This is a genomic window from Oxyplasma meridianum (assembly GCF_038024865.1).
Classification (GTDB): domain Archaea; phylum Thermoplasmatota; class Thermoplasmata; order Thermoplasmatales; family Thermoplasmataceae; genus Oxyplasma; species Oxyplasma meridianum.
The window spans coordinates 1,464,970-1,482,892 of sequence record NZ_CP133772.1; the positions used below are offsets into that span (position 1 = coordinate 1,464,970).

The following is a 17,923-nucleotide window of genomic DNA, read 5'->3' on the forward strand; positions in this document are numbered from 1 at the left end:
TCTTAAAGTTCTAATGGGACCTTATTTTGTAAGTGATATTTATTTTTATCATTTGCTGGACGAAATTTTTCATTTTCACTGGATGTGTTTTATTTCTATCTTTCGTGAATTTAGTATAACATTGCAACAGGCGAATACAAAAGAAAGGTGGCAAAGATATTAATAAAGCAAACATATAAGCATTCAAGCCGTGATAGCTCAGTTGGGAGAGCGCCAGACTGAAGATCTGGAGGTCGCTGGTTCAATCCCGGCTCACGGCACTTGCTTAAAAGTTAATTAAATTGAAAGTGTTTTGCAATGATCAATATGCATTTGTCATTCCCCTCATACTTTTGTAATACTGAACCTTCAGTACAATCTCCTTAACAATTTATTTAATTTTGAGCGCTTTAATTGTTTCACCCGTTATCCCTTTGAAGCCTGAGAGATATATCCCCACATTCCTGCGTTTTTTATATTCCCCGGATTCCTTCCAATGATTTTCAGGTGACTTTCTTATAATCCTGACAACCTTAGACCTTGCAGGCTATCCTCTGATCTGCGAGAAAGCATTCTTCCCGTGAGGTATTATTGCATTCCATCCTAATAAATTGAATATTGACTTTGAATCATATCCCCGTCTCCCATTATTCTTTTCATCCCATCACTGATGAATTCTAGTATCTTCCTGCCCTCTTTGGAATCGTAAACATGATCATATGTTATACTAAACGACAGGACGGAAAAATTATGTATAAAAATGACAGCATGTAGTTTGTACCATATCCTCTTCTTCCATTTTGATCTAGGATATCAACGCGTATTGTGATCTTGAGGCCTGTTGAATCGATTGCACAATCAGCCAACTTTTCTTATGTATCAGGAAGCTTGGGACAATATTTTTGATCCAGATGAAAGTATTCTTGTAGCGTATTGATTTTATGCAGACAATTTTGAAGAATATTTTTGCAATCCCTTCCAGTGATCTGAAAGGAATGTTATGAATGCGATCAATTTGGTGTCCTGAAGAGATCCTCTCTTCCCCTTGTTGTTCTCATAAAGAAGAGTATTCCCATCCATGAGGAATGACGGAACAATCAGATCTTCAAGCCTGTTTACAAGTGAATAATTATATTTTCCCTTCTTTCGTTCTAGCGAACAAAGTATCTTCTTGTAATTCTATTGCAAGACATCAAGATTGGTGTGTAGCACATAACACAGCAATCAATTCTGATACTTCTATGTCAGGGATTTATGCAAAACACTTGTTTTCAAATATTGATTAGAATTTTAAAAGGATTTGGTTTATTTTGCCTGAATAAGTCCTGTTTCTGACGGTAAGATATATTATTCTGACCTTGAACTCATAATTCCAACCGGAAAAACATGATTCTTTGAAGTTTTAATTTTTTAACCCTTATCTTTTTGATCCGAATGAAATAGACTTTCCTTATCTCCCCACATTGTTGCTGAGTTGATCTTTATAAAAATATCATGATAATTACTTTTTTATTGCATATTTCAGATTCATCTTTCCATCTTCATAAACAACAGCCGGTGTCTCCTTAAGATCACTGGCAATAACAGGTTTAAACTCCATCTTATTCAGGATATCTTTGTCGATATCTACTCCCTTTGCGATCTCTGTCAGAACCAGTCCTCTGCTGTCAAGACTAAATACACAGCGTTCAGTGAAGAATTTTATCTCTTTTGAATACTTCACCGCTTCTTTCCCGCTGAAGAATATCTTATAAACATCATTAACGAATTTTACAAGGTCGCCATCCTTTTTGATATGAATTCCATCCTTATCAAAGGATATATCTGTTTTTCCAGCGGTGAAACTACCGGCAAAATATGCCCTGGGGGTTCCTTCAGCAATAACCGGGAAACCTCCGGGACCTGTAAGTTTTCCAGGAATATATGAAGGGTTTACATTTCCAAACCGGTCCACTTGGAGAAATCCTAATGATGCTACATCTATGATTCCGCCCTCATAGTTGGAAAACATATCCGGTATTGTGGATACTGCAAATGCCCCAAGTGACACTCCAAAGTCAGGGCCTGTAAGAGCCAGACCACCCCATGGTCCTGATTCAACAACAGAAACTATATTCCTTGATAATTCTTCACTTGATATTATGCCTGAAATCAGGGAGGGGATTCCCACGCCGAGGTTTATCAGTATTGGCGGTCCTTTTGAATTTATAACGGAAATTAGCTCCATTGCAACTCTTCTTGCAATTACTTGCTGAGACTGCGGTACATTTCTTTCTCCACCTTCTACTGGTAATTCTCTTGAATTCCATGGATTGGACTTGAACGACGCTCTGGGATCGTAGTAGAAGGAACTGGCCTGCCAGTTGTATTTTTCCGGTGAACTGACTACGAAATCTACCAGTGGATATGGAATTTCAACATTCCTCGGTGGAACCGACATGTCTCCGAGATATTTCTTAACCTGTGCAATGACCACACCCGGATTTGGCCTGGCTTTTGTTGCCTGTGTAATTGCCATGACAGTTCCCCTTATTGGTTCATCATCCATGGTAAGGTTCCCATACCGATCTGAGAAGCTGGTTCTCACAAATGCAATTTCTGGTTTGGGAGATCTGTAGAGGAGATAACTCTCTTTAGAAATGCTAAATTTAGAAATTGTGCATTCTTTAGCCTCGTCTGCCTTTTCATTCAAGGATCCTGAGTCCACATCAGGGTCTAGGTATGTACCCAGCCCGATTTTTGTGAGAAGCCCCGGTCTTCCGGATGCAATTTCCCTAAACCAGTAAGCAGTTATCCCGATGGGCCATCCATATACCTGAAAACTGTTTTCAACAGTCATTCTCTGTAACCATGGAGAAAATCCCATGAAAGGAACCAGCATGCCTCTTATAAAATCCTCATTGCCATTCTCATATGCATCCTTCAGTATCGCGTCAAGTGCTCTTCCTGACGATGCTGGAAGGGCATCAGTCTCGATAAAAAGTGACTTTGGATGTCCGGTTGATGTGTATTTCTCATAGAGTGATTTTATCAGGTACTCTGGTGTTGTGGCCATGTTAAAGCCAGATATTGCCAGAACAGAACGGTCTTTTACGCAGTCAAGAAAACTCATGTCACCAAATTCCACTATTTCAGGTCTCAATTTTCCACTCCATTAATTTTCATTTATCTCAATAGAAATAACGAAAGTGTTTATTCTACTTTGCCTTAATGAATTCTCACCTCTTAAGGCATTGGAAGTTTTTTCTTCTTATTATTTTCTTTATCCTTTCCAGATTATTTTTCATCTTCAGTAATTTCTCCTCTGCTCTGCCCTAGAGATCCTCATAGATCATAGGGCAGAAATCTGGAAGTTCCTGATACTTCAGGGCATTCCATGCTTATTCATCATGATTATAATCATGATTATCATTATGATCAAATTGATCAAATTCTTGGGAGTATGATGTAATACCTCTTGTTACCATTCCATAATTATGAATTCTGAAGAATTGTTTGACCTTATTGATCCTTTGGATCATGAATGATGTTGTCCCAGAATATGTATAGGAATCCATGGATCTCAGAGAGGATCTGGTCAAGGAACTTTATGATGAAATCATAATTCATGACATTCACAATCATGAAGTAAAGATCTCCACCGTCTGTCACGGCAGAGGATATTGATATCTTGTCCCTATGCTCCCTGATCTCAATAGCAGACCTTCTTCCACGGGGAGACCATGTCCTCCTTCTGTCTAAAGAGGATTGCATGCCGGATTCATACTGGAAGAGTATTGTTGCATTATGATCTTTTTCTTTTTTCACGTATTGGGGATATTGGCTTTCAATCCACTTCTTCACATGTTCGGAATCATTCCCTATTGCAAATGTCACAGGCATCAATCATCTCATAATCATGCTTTCTCTTCCATTCCTCAATGACAACTTTTTCATCTGTTTTGAAAGCAGCGTTTTTAGTTGTTAAATGATAAATACAACAAAGCATTTGCATGTTACTATATATAAAACACAATATTCAAAATGAATTAACCTAAAGGGGAGTAAGCACATTGTTTATTGACATGAAATTTTAATGTATAAGGCGATTGATTCCATTGAGTATTTTTTTTACCTGAATTACAGATAAGGTTTTAAAACTAAACGCATTTTAAGTTTAGTGGTTTTATGATCATAAAAGAGGAGAACATAAGTTACAAGACCTTCGATGGTTCTGAGGTTCGATCCTTCATGGCAAGGCCTGATGATAAAGGGAAACATCCGGCAATAATTGTTATACAGGAAATCTGGGGACTGACAGATTTTCTTAAGAGTGTTGCGAAAAGACTGGCAGAAGAAGGTTTTGTGGCATTGGCCCCTCACCTCTATTCCCGTAAAGAACATTACGAACTGTATACTCAGGAGAATATTATGGATGCAATGAGACCAATGTGGTCTCTACCCCCGGAGAAGAGAAGGGACCAAGCTGCAATACAGGAAATGCTCTCAAAATCCAGTGAATCAAGCAGAAAAATTGTCAATGAACTCATGTTTAACAGGCAGTCTTTTGAGATTACAATGTCAAAGGATCTTGTTGAGGGATACAAATACCTTAAAGAAAAGCCCTTTTCCAACGGAAAAATGGGGGTGGTTGGATTCTGTATGGGAGGAGGACTGGCTTTCCAGATCTCCACCATGGTCCCATTTGATGCAAGCGTTATCTTCTACGGGGCAAATCCGAAAAACCTTGACGATCTTTCCAAACTGAAGGGACCTGTTTTTGGTATTTATGCCGGGGAAGATGGACCAATAAACGCTGGACTTCCAGATCTTATCCCAGCAATCCTTAAACATAAGAAAAGCTTTGAGATGAAAATATACCCCAATACACAGCATGCATTCTTCAACCACACAGGGCTTGCCTATGATGAAAATGCTTCAAAGGATGTCTGGCCTAGGACAGTCCAGTTTTTCCACCATAACCTAGGTGAGTGAATGGCAGATAAAGAGACAGGAATCCTCGATGTCTGTTTTCTAACATGGGTATCCATAACAAGCGGTGAGAAGGTTAAGAAAAGAGATAAAAATGATGAGGAAAAGCCTTCCTTTTAAAATCCCACTTTGCGAAATAAGAAGTTCTACATGCAACACCTGGGAATAATGATATATCAGTGAGACGCTTTTACCTCAATCATGTCGAAAGGGGAAAAGGTTTATGGAAACATCCCAGAAGCCATAGTTGCGGGGATAATATTAATAGCTTTACTCAACCATATGCAACTGGTAGGGTTCATACTGGCAGGTTTTGCAATAGGTCTCATAGCAAGAGGAGCAATGAGAGGCCTTCTTTCAGGGCTTCTTGCAGGCGTCATTATTTCACTCCTGTCTATGATATTTGTTCTTTTCCTTCCGGATTACGGAATTAAAATGATAAATACATTTCTTGGAAACAACCTCCTGACCGTACCTATTACAGCCACCCTGAGATTCCTTGGATCACAGCCATCAAACAGCCTAATACGCCAATTGATCATAGACGGGACCGTGTTACCTGCAATCGGTGCCTTCATAGGTGGAGCAATACTTTCCCAGGGCTATGATTATAGTGAAGAGGGTGAAGAAATGGATGAAGTCATCCAGAAATCACCCGAGTGATCAGATTGTGCCTGATGGGCTCTCAAACACAAACCCGGCAAGTTTTAATGAATCCCTGCGCCCGTTAACAAGAAGATTTGAAAGTGCCATTGAATCCCTGTAGAATTTTTCTACCCCAAAGTCCTGTATGTAACCATATCCTCCATGAACCTGGAGAGAAAGTTTTGTGGCCCTTTTCATAAGGTCTAGAGACCTATTCTTGATCATCATCACATGTTTTGCATCCAATTCAGTTGATTTATCAAGATAGATCTGGAGTATCTCTAACTCTGAAATTATATCTGAAAGGGATGAGGCTACCGGGCCATAATCCTTCAGGGGTTTCTGGAAAGTTGTCCGGACCTTTGCGTAATCAACTGCTTTTGTGACGGCTCCGTAGCATATTCCCAGAGCAATGGCTGACACCTCAATTCCAAGGCCGTCAATAACCTCAGTGAATTTTTTGGACCCTTCCGGGCACAACTCCGTATATTCCCCTGAGTCAATATTTACCTGAGATATTTTTAATCCCCTGAAACCAAGCTGATGCCTAACCTCCGTCGCATTCAGGCCGCTCTTTACCAGAACCAAGGGGCTTTTTTCTCCTTCTGCTGCCGTTAGAAGATACTTTCCCCCGCTGTTCATGACAGTTTCCCTGAATCCCTGGATTTTCCCATCTTTTATTACTGGAAGTTTTTCCCCATGAAGTCCGTTTAGAACTTCAGAAAATGCAATTCCTATCTCCTCCTCTCCTGAGAGAAGTGACGGAATGATGTTTTTTGCCTCACTGTCCTTTAGAAGTTCACCAGCGACGGAGTTGATCAACAATATTTTTACAGCCAGAGAAGGTGAAACCCTTGCAGTCTCCTGGAGAATTATTGAATATGCCCCACGGTCAAGATTTGATCCCCCAAGGTTTTCCGGAAATCTCGATCCCAGAAACCCCTGCGCTGCCATGGATTTTGTTATTTCATCTGTTATCCCCCTCTTCTCAATATCAAGTGCCTTTCCTTCGATCTCCTTGCCAATAAATTCCCTTATGGACGATCTCAGTATGTCGTATTCCTCATTTTCCATTTAGTTCCCCTCCCCGTCCTGTTTTGTGATCATTCTTGTTATTATCAGTTTCTCGATCTCACTGGTACCTTCCCATATTTCCATGATCTTTGCATCCCTAAAGAATCTTTCAAGATCGGAATTCAGTCCTGATACTCCTGTGATTTCAAGTGCCTTTTCAGCTGCAAAGACAGCAGTTTCGGCCGCATACGCCTTTGCCATGCTTGTTATCTTTGGATCCGGCTTGAACTGGAACAGATAAGATGCAGCCTTATAGGTAAGCATCCTGGATGCTTCTATCCTAGTTGCCACTTCTGCTATTGCAAACTGGATATTTTCATCCACATACTCCCCGGAATCTTTCATCCTATGGACATGTTCAATTACCCTGTCCAGTGTTCCCTGTGCTATACCAAGTGCCTGTGCAGCTACATATATTCTACTTATGTTGAAGAAAGTCATTATGTAGTAGAAGCCTTTGCCTTCTTCTCCCACCATATTTTCAGCAGGTACCTCAACGTTGGTAAGAATCAGCTCTGCGGTATTTGTAGCCCTGACACCAAGCTTCCCCTCAAGCTTGTTTGCTTTGAAACCTTCACGATTTGTCTCCACAATAAATGTGCTCAAACCATGGTGGCGCTTACTGTCTGGTGTTGAAGTCCGGGTGAGCATTACCACAAAATCTGCAATCTGCCCATTTGTTATGAACATCTTTGAACCGTTTATTATATATCTGTCCCCCTTTTTTGTTGCAGTTGTCTTAAGACCGGCAACGTCGCTACCTCCTCCCGGCTCTGTGACCGCCAAACCCATTATCGCCTTTCCGGAATTAACCAGAGGAAGGTATTTCTCCTTCTGTCTGTCCGATCCGAACAGCATTATGACCTCCACACCGAATAGGGACACGGTTGCAGCTATCCCCATTCCAGGATCCTGCCTGCATAGCTCCTCGATGGCTATGAGCATCTGCCATGGATTCTGATAGTTGATTATCCCTTCTTTGAATGCTTTCTCTCTTATTTCAAATGGATACTTCTCATCTTTGTCGTATTTGAATGCCAGATCCTGTGTTATCTCCCTCTTTGCAAATTCCCTTATTTTTTCTCTTGCTGCAATAAGATCCTCAGGTAGATCAAAATCCATGATATCACTCCCTCTCCAGAAGAACTGAATAACCCTGTCCGCCACCTACACAAAGGGTTGCAATACCCCTATCCTTCTTTTTCTCATTGAGTATACGTGAAACTGTACCAGCAAGCCTTGCGCCAGTTGCGCCCAGCGGATGTCCTATAGCTATGGCACCACCTTTCACGTTAACCTTTTCTCTCGGAATGCCAATTTCCCTCATAGCATTAATTGCTACTGTGGCGAATGCCTCATTTATCTCCCAGAAATCGATATCGTCAGCTTTAAGCCCCGCTTTCTCCAGGAGCTTTTTCGAAGCAGGCACTGGACCTTCACCCATTATGGATGGGTCGACAGCCGCCCATGCGAAACTGCTTAACTTTGCAAGGGGCTTAATGCCGTATTCCATGACTTTTCTACCTGACATCAGCATTACAAGTGAGGCGCCTGCGTTAAGCGGCGACGAGTTTCCTGCAGTGATAACACCATCCTTCTTGAATGCCGGCTGAAGTTTCTGGAGGCTTTCCATGGTTGTGTCACCCCTTATGCTCTGATCCCTGTCGACGGTTATGGTTTCCCCATCCTTTTCAACATCCACCGGCATAATCTCTCCTTTGAAAAAATCCTCATCCTGTGCCCTGGCCGCCAACTTGTGGCTTTCCATAGAATACATGTCCATGTCTTCCCTGTTGATATTTTTCAATTGGGAAAGCTTCTCTGCGGTCAATCCCATGGAATAGGACGTATTCATGTCATATTTCTTGTATTCTGGCCTTACGAGGAGTTTTATATTAGGTTTTATGTGAGGATTGTCCCCCAGAGGCACATGAGTCATGTGTTCCATTCCGCCGGCCAGAACAATATCCGCATTTCCTGTTGAAATTTCCATAGAACCTATAGTCAACGCGTTCAACGATGATGCACATGCCCTGTCAAGAGACATGGCTGGAACCCCGAAAGGAAGACCGGCAAGAAAAACTGGATGCCTTCCGCCGTAAGTCCAGTTCTCATCTGCCTGTATTGCACAGCCTGTTATGACATCACTGATCTCTTCAGCCTTTATTCCGGTCTCTTCCACAGATTTTTTAATGAGTCTTCCAAGGGCCTCGTCCATCCTTATGCTGTTGAAGACATCCCTCTGAGGATCCTTTGGCCTTGACCTTGAAAATGCAGTTCTTTTAAAATATACCAGATATACATCATTCCTATTCATTCAAATCGCCTTTGTTGTAGATCGCGGATTGCATATTCAATGCTTCCCATGAATCCTTTTAACCAAACCCTATGCACTTAGTTTTAATTTACTTTTCCATTAACTTGTTAATAATTAACAAATATGGACACTGCAAAACTCTAAAAACTAATCTTGACTCATGGAAATGAGTTGATTTAATGCCATACAACATTATAGTATTGATAAAGCAGATAGTTGACATAGATCTGCTGAAGGTTGACAGTTCCGGTGCCCCTCAGGTCCAGGGGCTTCCATTAAGACTGGAAACACTGAGCAAGAACGCGGTGGAGGAAGCTGTAAGGCTAAAGGAGAAACATGGAGGGAAGGTGACCGCCATATGTTTCGGAACAGACAAATCCACATCTGCCATGAAGGAGGCATACGCTATGGGAGTTGACGAAGGATACATACTGACTGGATATACGGGAAACAATCCCTCACTTACAGCTGAGGTCATTTCACGGAAGATAAAGGAGATTCCACATGACCTGATAATTCTCGGCAACCAATCAGCCGAATCCTATACCGGCATGCTTCAGGGGAAACTTTCAGCAATACTTGATGAACCACTTCTTTCGGACGCTGTTAAAGTTGAGATAACCGAGGGGAATGCTTCTGTAACTATGGCACTGGAAAATGAAAATATAGTGGCTCAGGCACAGATGCCTGTAGTGATATCGGTTACTCAGGAGATTAACGAACCCAGGTTCCCGCCTGTAATGCAGCTGATGGCAGCTGGAAAAAAGAAAATAAATATTGAGGCGGCTCAAGGCACGGGAAAAAACACTGTGGAAATCCTGAGCAATACTGCCCCGAAGAGTGAGAGAAGGAAAGTTGTGTTTGAGGACCCGGAAAAAGGTATCCCTGAGGTTGCCAAAGTCATAAAGGAGGCGATTAAATGAAGTGCTTGGTCTTTTCAGACAATTCAGATCTTGCTGGACAGATGATCACATATTTCAGGAAGTCCATGGATGCAGATCTTGCAACTACGGTGAAAGATCCATCTGCCTTGGAAGCATATGGCGCAAAGAAAATATTCCATCTTAAGGATGCTGTTTTCCCGGGAGATATCGCAAAAGGGCTGGAAAAACTTGTATCTTCAACAGATTATGATTATATATTTGTCGGTTCCACAGCGATGGGACGCGGTGTTGCTGGAATTCTTTCCCAGAAACTTGGAAGAGAGACCATGACAGAGATCTCCGAATTCAGGATTGACGGGGGAAAGGCCATAACCAAAAGATTCTTCTATGGAGGAAAAACCGTACTTGAGGAAAAGTCAGATGCTACAGTACTGACAGTTATGCCAGGAATAACAGACCCGGAAAAGGTAGAGGAAAAGAGTCAGGTTGAAGAGTTACTGGTATCGGAATCCAAAGTGAAGCTTATTGAGAGAAAGGAGAAAAAAGCTGGAACTGTTGATCTTGAGAAGGCGGGAATAATTGTAAGCATAGGCCGCGGGATAGGAAGCCAGGACAAAATAGCCTTAATAGAACCTCTGGTAAAAGCTGCCCATGCAGAACTTGCAGGATCAAGGCCCATATGCCTTGATTACCACTGGCTTTCAGAGGATAGGCAGGTAGGTCTCTCTGGAAAGAAGGTGAAACCGAAAGTATACATCGCACTTGGAATATCAGGACAGATCCAGCATATAGCCGGAATGAGAGGATCCAAGACAGTGGTTGCAATAAACAAGGATAAGAGCGCACCCATCTTTGAGGAGTGCGATTACGGCATAGTTGGAGATATCTTCCAGATTGTTCCCAAGCTTACTGAAGCACTGAAGTGATTACTGGCTTCGGTTCCTCATTATTTTTATAACAGTTTATTTTTATAATTTTACTTAACTCTTGAGTTCCAGCAACATAATGCCATAAATTATGCGGCATGATCCTTGTAAAAATAGATGGTGTCAAAATCTAGTTGTTTCCTCTTCCATATCCCTCGTTAATTCATATAGGTGCCCGTATGCTGGAAATGCCATAATGAAGATTTCAGCACAGGCTTGAAGTCAGAAAGAAGTTGCATAGATCATCTATTTGTGTTCACAGATACTTATGGGCCTGATATCTAAACCTGATATCTAAAACTCAAAAGAAAAAAGAAGATTAAGTGCCGGACTGTTAAGGATAAATTTTTTCAGTTTATCCTTGCAGCAACCAGTTCTGATAGGTCTTTTATATCCATCTTTTCTTCTTTGTTTGTTACCTTCCTTGCATCGTCAAGCATGGTCATACAGTAGGGGCATGCAGTGACCAGCGTTGTTGCATTTACCTTGTCTGCCATCTCTATACGTTTATGGGAAATTTTCTGCCCAACTGTCTCATTCATCCAGAGTCTTCCCCCACCAGCACCACAGCAGAGTGCCTTTGTCTTATTCATCTCCATTTCCTCATATTTTGCGGCAAAGGTACCTATGACATCCCGGGGCTGATCGTATATCTTGTTGTATCTTCCCAGATAGCATGAGTCATGGTAGGTGAATTTCTCTTCTTTATCTGATTCCAGAGGCTTTATGTTAAGTTTCTTCTCTTTTATCAGGTTGTTTATGAATTCCGTATGATGATGCACTTCCAGATCTATGCCAAACTTTCGATAATCGTTTTTAAGAGAGTTGAAGCAGTGAGGGCAGCTGGCCAGTACCTTCTGAACTCTGAGGTTTTTAAGTGTCTCCACGTTCTGCTTTATGAAATCCTGGGCAAGGTACTCGTTACCCGTCCTTCTTGCAGGATCTCCTGTACATTTCTCTTCTGAACCTAAAATGGCAAATGAAATTCCCGCCTGCTTCAGTATCTTTACTACAGATTTCGCTATCTCCTGGTTCCTTGGATCATAGCTTGCCACGCATCCCACCCAGTAAAGAATGTCGTACTTCGCATCCGGTGTTTTTGAAAGGTCCACTATATCTATGCCCTCAGACCACTTTGCCCTTGTGGAGGGGTCAACTGCCCATGGGCTGCTATAAGACTGAAGATTATTATACAGATCGAGAACCTCTTTGGGTGCTTTTCCCTGGTTGAGGACAAGCGATCTCCTCATGTCTACAATCTTATCCACGTGATCTATCATAACCGGACACTGCTCAACGCATGCCCCGCATGTAGTGCATGACCAGAGGTCTTCTTCCAAGATGGTTTCGCCTATAACTGGTTTTAAAATCTGGCTCTCTGACGGGTTATCTCCACTCTTTCTCAGATCCTTCCCCTGTGCTATCACCACCTCACGAAGGTCCCAGATTATATCCCTGGGTGAGAGTGTTTTACCGGTGAGGTTTGCAGGGCAGTTGGCAGTACATCGCCCACACTCAGTACAGGCGTAGAAATCCACGTAATCTTTCCAGCTGAAGTCCCTTATATCTGTTGCACCGAATCTTGTGTCCTTTTCAAAATCTATGGGTTCAAGCTGTCCCATTGGCTTGTCGTCAGCAAGAAGGACATTGAGTGGTGCCGCCACCAGATGCAGATGCTTGGACCTTGGGATATATACCAGAAATGCCAGAAAAGTGAATACATGAATACTCCATAGAACCCAGTATAGGTAGTAACCTGTGGAAACTGATGCCCTAGGAAGTATTGAATAAAACGCATAAGTTATGGGCGTAACCTTCGGAGCCAGTCCCTCCATTATAGACCCGGGTATGCCCTTTGTCACTCCGTCAAGCCTCAATACCCCCAGACCAAAGTAGGTTATCATAAGCCCTGCAATCAGTATAAGTATGAAATATGCCTCAAACCCATTATATCCTCTGTATCTGGGAATTTTGATTACCCATCTTCTTATAACTGCATATATTACATCAAGAATTACTATGAATGCAAAGATATCAACTGTGAAAAACACTATGTTTGCTGCCAGTCCTGTGATGAAGTAGTGGTACGAGGGTATTATTCCCGTAATGATAACATCTATTGAATAGAAGCCGAATGCAATGAATCCCCAAAACATAATTGCATGCATTATTCCTCCGCTGAGATCCTTGAATAGTTTTCTCTGGAGAAACACGTTCTTTATAACCAGATAAATCCTGGTCCAGAACATCAACTTCATCTTTTTTTGCTTAAGAGGAATTGTGAACATGTCCCATGCATACTCATAAATAGAGTATATAAAAGCCCCAAGAGAGAATATAAGCCCTGCAAGAAGAATTGCTGAGAACAAATACATAGAACCCAATCGGCACAAGCTTAATATGTTTTTTTTCGATTCTGAGAAAAAGTTACACTATTCCAATCGATGAATCATTTACACAGCACAGTGAAATTTTTCATGCAGATCATTGAAAAGAGTATATGCCGAATTTATTCCGTATGAATCGGGTGGCTTTTTGCCAATTAATAGTGCAGACACTCAGGATAAAGATCAGGCCATAGTCCTGAAATGGATAAGCTACATATTCAAAGTGGCATTGGAGTCCGGAGTTTCGAAAATAGATTTTTCCGTAATTCAAAAGCTGCTTTATCTCATTCAGATTGAGGCGGAAGTCCATCTGAACCTGGACTTCCAGTGGGATAATAAAATTCCTATCATAAGTGGCTTTGCGGATATCATGAAGGAAAATTTCAAAAATGTGAGGATAAGGAAAAAGAAAGACCCAGATCATAAGGTTATTGACAAGGATTCACTCGTATATTTTGATCTTGGAAGTTGTGAAAATCTTCCAGAAACCTTAGATATCCAAACCTTTCCTGGAGTAGGAACAGCCACGAGAATTATCAAGAAATGGATTGATTCAAAAAGTTCAGATCTGCTCATGTATATAATTATTTTCCATGAAAATGCCATGAGTGACATTGTCAGCTGATATGAATGCCGGCATAAGGTATCACTAATTCATTGCAATCACAAACTTAAGATAATAATTAGTGATCCAAGTCAGTGCGTCCGGAATATGTCAAGGTTCCTCTACCGTCTGGGGAAAATTACACAAAGATCAAGCAGACACTACGTGAACGCACCCTTTTCACAGTCTGCGAGGAGGCGAGATGCCCCAATGTGGCGGAGTGCTGGGGGAACGGGACCGCAACTTTCATGATTCTTGGCAGCAACTGCACAAGAGGATGCAGATTCTGCGCAGTGACCCATGGGAATCCCATCCCACTGGATCCGGATGAGCCTGAAAAGGTTCTTCAGTCTGTAAAGGTAATGGGCCTTGATTACGTTGTCATTACGTCGGTGGATAGAGATGATCTTCCCGATCAGGGATCCAGCCATTTTGCCTCGGTGATAAGGAAAATAAAAGGGTCCGGAGTCCTTGTTGAGGTTTTGATACCAGACTTCAGAGGGGAAAAAAGTCTGATTGATAACATAATTAATGAAAAACCGGCTGTAATTGCTCATAACGTTGAGACTGTAGAGAGACTCACTCCTTCAGTACGGGACGGAAGAGCAGGATATGGGCAGTCGCTTGATCTTTTAAGATACGTTAAGGAGAAAAATCCTGACCAGATCACTAAATCTTCAATAATGATGGGCCTTGGGGAGAAAGATGATGAAGTTATTCAAACCATGATGGATCTCAGGAATGCAGGTGTTGATATACTTACCATAGGACAATACCTGAGACCCTCCAGGAAGCAGATGGAGGTTATTGAATATTGCTCCTCAGAAAGGTTTGCCAGCTTTGAAAAAACTGGAATCAAGATGGGTTTTTCCTTTGTTGCTTCTGGTCCTCTGGTCAGGACATCTTACAGGGCAGCAGAGGCGTGGGCTAAAGGGAGGTTTTTAAATGACTGAAAACGTGAATGAACAGGTGGATAAGGAAAAGTTTGTTAGGGCGTATGGCGCAATGGTTCTTTCAAGAACCTTTGACAAGAAGATTGTTACCGCCCAGAGACAAGGAAGAGTGGGGTTCTACACTCCAACTATGGGGCAGGAGGCCACGCAGATTGGAGCTTCACTGGCGCTGGATAAGGATGACCTGATTTTCCAATATTACAGAGATGTTCCAATGATGATTCACAGAGGGGTCCCAATGGAAAAACTTCTTGATCAGATCATGGGAAATGGTGAAGACTATGCCAAGGGGAGGCAGATGCCCAGCCATTTTATTGCAAGAGACAACAACTTCATGTCAATACAGAGTCCTGTGGCAAGCAATCTTCCACTTGCAACTGGGGCAGGCTATGCCCTGAAATACAGAAAAAAGAATTCAGTTGTTCTGACCACATTCGGGGATGGATCAACATCAACTCCTGATTTCCACGCTGCAATGAATATGGCTGCAGTTTATGATCTACCTGTTATCTTCCTCTGTGAAAACAACCAGTGGGCAATTTCACTTCCCATTGAAAAGCAGACCAGAGCCGAGATATGGAAAAAGGCGGAAGGCTATGGAATGGAGGGGGTAAAGGTGGATGGCAACGATCTGTTTGCTACATTTAAAGCAACATCTGATGCCGTTAAAAGAGCCAGGGATGGAAAAGGGCCAACACTCATTGAAGCTGTGAGTTTCAGGATGGGACCACATTCCACATCTGATGACCCCAATAAATACAGAAGCAACAGTGTACAGGAAGGAAGCGATATGGACCCCATAATAATTACCGAAAATACCCTGAAGGGCATGGGAATACTTAACGATGCCATGATAGAGAAGATAAGATCAGAGGCTGAAAGGATTGTAACTGAAAAATTCGAGGAAAGGGAGAAGATACCTCCACCTGAACCATCAACCATGTTTGATGACGTTTATGAAGAGATGTCTTGGACTGTCAAGGAGGAGAGAGGTGAGATTCTTTGAGTTCAAAGCCCATGAACATGGTTCAGGCCCTCAATTCTCAACTTGACCTAAAGATGGGTCAGGATGATTCCATAATACTTCTTGGGGAAGATATAGGAGTTGATGGTGGAGTTTTCAGGGTCACTGACGGACTCCAGGCAAAGTATGGAGCAGAAAGAGTTCTTGACACCCCTCTGGAAGAGCTTGGAATTGTAGGGATGGCGATTGGAATGGCGACCATGGGATTGAAGCCTATTCCAGAAATTCAGTTCCAGGATTTTATTTACACCGCCTTTGACCAGATTGTTAACCAGATGGCAAAGATGAGATACAGGACTGCCGGGAGAATAACTGTGCCCATGGTGCTCAGGACTCCATACGGCGGAGGAATAAAGGGAGGATTATACCATTCACAGAGCGGCGAGGCCTATTTTGCACATACAGCGGGTCTTACTGTAGTTACACCTTCCAATCCCTATGATGCAAAGGGCCTTCTCTCCTCCTCCATAGATCTTCATGATCCTGTAATTTTTTTGGAACCAAAACGTCTCTACAGGGCCCAGAAAGCAGATGTGCCCGACGAGGACTATAAAGTTCCACTTAGGAAAGCTAACCTCGTGAGAAGCGGTGATGATCTCACCATAATAACCTACGGTTCCATGGTCCCTACAGTACTTCAGGCTGTAGAGAAAAACTCTCTCAATGCAGATGTGCTTGATCTCAGAACACTTGTGCCCTATGATATTGATGCCATTATAAAATCAGTGAAAAAGACAGGCAGAGTCATGATAGTTCATGAGGCACCCAGGACTTTGGGCATGGGATCGGAGATCTCTGCAGCAATTGTGGAGAGGGCTATAGAATATCTCTATGCCCCCATAGTTAGAGTTACGGGACCGGACACTCCGTTCCCGTACAGGCTTGAGGAATACTATCTTCCCAATGAGAAGAGGATAGTTGCAGCTGCCAGAAAAATACTAAATTTCAGGTGAAAATATGTATACTTTTAAATTACCGGATATCGGAGAGGGAGTTAGCGAAGGGGAAATAGTAAAGTGGCATGTGAAGGAAGGGGATGAGATAAGGAAGGAACAGGATATGGTTGAAATAATGACGGACAAGGTAACCGTCAGGATTCCTTCCCCTGTTGCCGGTAGAATAACAAAAATAATATTCCCTGAAGGAGAGGTAGTAAAGGTTGGAGAAGGCCTTATTGAAATTGCAACTGCAGAGGGTGGGGCAGAGGATAATTCTGAAAAGGTTGTGGAGTCTGCACCATCCCCCAAGGTACCAGTTCATGCTTCAGAACCAAGGGACAGATCAGCAGAAAGACCACTGGCTTCTCCTGCGGTTAGAAGGATTGCCATGGAATCGGGCATAGAACTTTCAAATGTTAAAGGGAGTGGAGAGAATGGGAGGATCACGCTTGAAGATCTTGATGCGTATAAGAAACAAACCAAAGCAGGAAGGGAAGATAAAAGGAGCATTCCACTTGAAGTCCCTATTGCTCCTGTTTCTGAGCAAGATGAGATCCTGGAACCAAGAGGCCTCAGAAGACTGATTTTTGAGAAGATGACAAAATCAAAGGCCATAATCCCACATTTTACAGTAATGGAGAGCGCCGATGTTTCTGAGATACTGCATGCAGTTGATGCCCTTAAGGAGAAGGGTTCAAAGATCACACTCACATCATTCTTCATTAAGGCTGCAACTGTTGCCCTGAAGGAGTATCCATATCTTAATGCAATCTACGATGAGGAGAACAGAAGATACATACTCAGGAAGGAGTATAACATAGGAATGGCCATTGACACACAGGATGGACTTACTGTTGCTGTTGTGCATAATGCAGATAGATTGAGTCTTTCCGGCATAGCCGATAAGGTCAGAGACCTTGCAACCAGAGCCAGGTCGTCATCTCTTGGTCTCGGGGATGTCCAGAATGGAACATTCACTGTTACCAACATCGGAACAATAGGGGGGGTTGTCTCCACACCGATTATAAACTTCCCCGAGGTGGCAATACTTGGTGTGCACAGGACATTCAAACAGATGGATTCAACCGGAAAACAGAGAAGTGTGATGTATCTGTCCCTCTCCTGTGATCACAGACTCATTGACGGCGCAATGGCAACAAGGTTCATAATGAGGATCAAGGAACTCATTGAGAATCCACTTCTGATTCTGGTATGAGATGA

At 42.4% G+C, this 17,923-nt stretch carries 15 protein-coding genes, 1 tRNA gene and 1 pseudogene; 10 read left to right on the top strand and 7 right to left on the bottom strand.

Annotation, left to right across the window (positions count from 1 at the left end; all coding sequences use genetic code 11):
- Positions 1–187 precede the first annotated feature (187 nt).
- Positions 188–260, top strand: a tRNA-Phe gene (locus OXIME_RS07630).
- A 41-nt stretch (positions 261–301) separates the two neighbouring features.
- Here the strand turns inward: OXIME_RS07630 and OXIME_RS07635 are convergent.
- From OXIME_RS07635 to OXIME_RS07645, 3 genes and pseudogenes are all read right to left on the bottom strand, one after another.
- A pseudogene (locus OXIME_RS07635) lies at positions 302–1,193 on the bottom strand (transposase).
- A gap of 287 nt (positions 1,194–1,480) precedes the next feature.
- Entirely contained in the window at positions 1,481–3,121 is a 1,641-nt protein-coding gene (locus OXIME_RS07640; protein WP_393971247.1) for a CoA-transferase, read from the bottom strand.
- Between the two features lie 359 nt (positions 3,122–3,480).
- Positions 3,481–3,861 (bottom strand): transposase, encoded by a 381-nt coding sequence (locus OXIME_RS07645; RefSeq protein ID WP_393971248.1) that lies wholly within the window; start codon positions 3,859–3,861, stop codon positions 3,481–3,483.
- A gap of 285 nt (positions 3,862–4,146) precedes the next feature.
- Between OXIME_RS07645 and OXIME_RS07650 the strand changes: the two genes are divergently transcribed.
- Positions 4,147–4,953: a dienelactone hydrolase family protein gene (locus tag OXIME_RS07650; RefSeq protein WP_393971249.1), complete on the top strand. Its 807-nt coding sequence runs from the start codon at positions 4,147–4,149 to the stop codon at positions 4,951–4,953.
- Between the two features lie 198 nt (positions 4,954–5,151).
- Positions 5,152–5,613, top strand: coding sequence for a hypothetical protein (locus tag OXIME_RS07655; protein WP_393971250.1), 462 nt, complete (start codon positions 5,152–5,154; stop codon positions 5,611–5,613).
- On the opposite strand, the gene OXIME_RS07660 is transcribed toward OXIME_RS07655, so the two are convergent.
- The 3 genes from OXIME_RS07660 to OXIME_RS07670 are packed head-to-tail and all read right to left on the bottom strand — an operon-like array spanning position 5,614 to position 8,986.
- Positions 5,614–6,669: an acyl-CoA dehydrogenase family protein gene (locus OXIME_RS07660; protein ID WP_393971251.1), complete on the bottom strand. Its 1,056-nt coding sequence runs from the start codon at positions 6,667–6,669 to the stop codon at positions 5,614–5,616.
- Positions 6,670–7,791 (bottom strand): acyl-CoA dehydrogenase family protein, encoded by a 1,122-nt coding sequence (locus OXIME_RS07665; protein WP_393971252.1) that lies wholly within the window; start codon positions 7,789–7,791, stop codon positions 6,670–6,672. It lies immediately after the preceding gene.
- A gap of 4 nt (positions 7,792–7,795) precedes the next feature.
- Positions 7,796–8,986 (bottom strand): acetyl-CoA C-acetyltransferase, encoded by a 1,191-nt coding sequence (locus OXIME_RS07670; protein WP_393971253.1) that lies wholly within the window; start codon positions 8,984–8,986, stop codon positions 7,796–7,798.
- Positions 8,987–9,165: 179 nt separating this feature from the next.
- On the opposite strand from OXIME_RS07670, the gene OXIME_RS07675 reads away from it, so the two are divergent.
- The gene (locus OXIME_RS07675; RefSeq protein ID WP_393971254.1) at positions 9,166–9,909 is read left to right on the top strand and encodes an electron transfer flavoprotein subunit beta/FixA family protein; all 744 of its coding nucleotides are present in this window, start codon (positions 9,166–9,168) and stop codon (positions 9,907–9,909) included.
- On the top strand, positions 9,906–10,796 hold the full coding sequence (locus OXIME_RS07680) for an electron transfer flavoprotein subunit alpha/FixB family protein (RefSeq protein ID WP_393971255.1): 891 nt from the start codon (positions 9,906–9,908) through the stop codon (positions 10,794–10,796). Before OXIME_RS07675 ends, OXIME_RS07680 begins: the two co-directional genes overlap by 4 nt.
- A gap of 350 nt (positions 10,797–11,146) precedes the next feature.
- Here the strand turns inward: OXIME_RS07680 and OXIME_RS07685 are convergent, their stop codons facing one another.
- The gene (locus tag OXIME_RS07685) at positions 11,147–13,171 is read right to left on the bottom strand and encodes a (Fe-S)-binding protein (protein ID WP_393971256.1); all 2,025 of its coding nucleotides are present in this window, start codon (positions 13,169–13,171) and stop codon (positions 11,147–11,149) included.
- A gap of 160 nt (positions 13,172–13,331) precedes the next feature.
- Between OXIME_RS07685 and OXIME_RS07690 the strand changes: the two genes are divergently transcribed.
- The 5 genes from OXIME_RS07690 to OXIME_RS07710 all read left to right on the top strand — a co-directional run bounded on the left by OXIME_RS07690 (position 13,332) and on the right by OXIME_RS07710 (position 17,918).
- Positions 13,332–13,808: a hypothetical protein gene (locus tag OXIME_RS07690; RefSeq protein ID WP_393971257.1), complete on the top strand. Its 477-nt coding sequence runs from the start codon at positions 13,332–13,334 to the stop codon at positions 13,806–13,808.
- A 74-nt stretch (positions 13,809–13,882) separates the two neighbouring features.
- Positions 13,883–14,740: a lipoyl synthase gene (gene lipA / locus OXIME_RS07695; RefSeq protein WP_393971258.1), complete on the top strand. Its 858-nt coding sequence runs from the start codon at positions 13,883–13,885 to the stop codon at positions 14,738–14,740.
- Entirely contained in the window at positions 14,733–15,746 is a 1,014-nt protein-coding gene (locus tag OXIME_RS07700; RefSeq protein WP_393971259.1) for a thiamine pyrophosphate-dependent dehydrogenase E1 component subunit alpha, read from the top strand. Before lipA ends, OXIME_RS07700 begins: the two co-directional genes overlap by 8 nt.
- 11 nt (positions 15,747–15,757) lie before the next feature.
- The gene (locus tag OXIME_RS07705; protein WP_393972267.1) at positions 15,758–16,717 is read left to right on the top strand and encodes an alpha-ketoacid dehydrogenase subunit beta; all 960 of its coding nucleotides are present in this window, start codon (positions 15,758–15,760) and stop codon (positions 16,715–16,717) included.
- A 4-nt stretch (positions 16,718–16,721) separates the two neighbouring features.
- Positions 16,722–17,918 carry a dihydrolipoamide acetyltransferase family protein gene (locus OXIME_RS07710; protein WP_393971260.1) on the top strand — a complete coding sequence of 399 codons (1,197 nt, stop codon included), beginning with the start codon at positions 16,722–16,724 and terminating at the stop codon, positions 17,916–17,918.
- Positions 17,919–17,923: the final 5 nt, after the last annotated feature.

Excerpts from the sequence above, each read along its gene's own strand:
- OXIME_RS07645 (WP_393971248.1), bottom strand. The coding sequence starts at position 3,861 with ATGCCTGTGACATTTGCAATAGGGAATGATTCCGAACATGTGAAGAAG.
- OXIME_RS07650 (WP_393971249.1), top strand. The coding sequence starts at position 4,147 with ATGATCATAAAAGAGGAGAACATAAGTTACAAGACCTTCGATGGTTCT.
- OXIME_RS07655 (WP_393971250.1), top strand. The coding sequence starts at position 5,152 with ATGTCGAAAGGGGAAAAGGTTTATGGAAACATCCCAGAAGCCATAGTT.
- OXIME_RS07660 (WP_393971251.1), bottom strand. The coding sequence starts at position 6,669 with ATGGAAAATGAGGAATACGACATACTGAGATCGTCCATAAGGGAATTT.
- OXIME_RS07665 (WP_393971252.1), bottom strand. The coding sequence starts at position 7,791 with ATGGATTTTGATCTACCTGAGGATCTTATTGCAGCAAGAGAAAAAATA.
- OXIME_RS07670 (WP_393971253.1), bottom strand. The coding sequence starts at position 8,986 with ATGAATAGGAATGATGTATATCTGGTATATTTTAAAAGAACTGCATTT.
- OXIME_RS07675 (WP_393971254.1), top strand. The coding sequence starts at position 9,166 with ATGCCATACAACATTATAGTATTGATAAAGCAGATAGTTGACATAGAT.
- OXIME_RS07680 (WP_393971255.1), top strand. The coding sequence starts at position 9,906 with ATGAAGTGCTTGGTCTTTTCAGACAATTCAGATCTTGCTGGACAGATG.
- OXIME_RS07685 (WP_393971256.1), bottom strand. The coding sequence starts at position 13,171 with ATGTATTTGTTCTCAGCAATTCTTCTTGCAGGGCTTATATTCTCTCTT.
- OXIME_RS07700 (WP_393971259.1), top strand. The coding sequence starts at position 14,733 with ATGACTGAAAACGTGAATGAACAGGTGGATAAGGAAAAGTTTGTTAGG.
- OXIME_RS07705 (WP_393972267.1), top strand. The coding sequence starts at position 15,758 with ATGAACATGGTTCAGGCCCTCAATTCTCAACTTGACCTAAAGATGGGT.
- OXIME_RS07710 (WP_393971260.1), top strand. The coding sequence starts at position 16,722 with ATGTATACTTTTAAATTACCGGATATCGGAGAGGGAGTTAGCGAAGGG.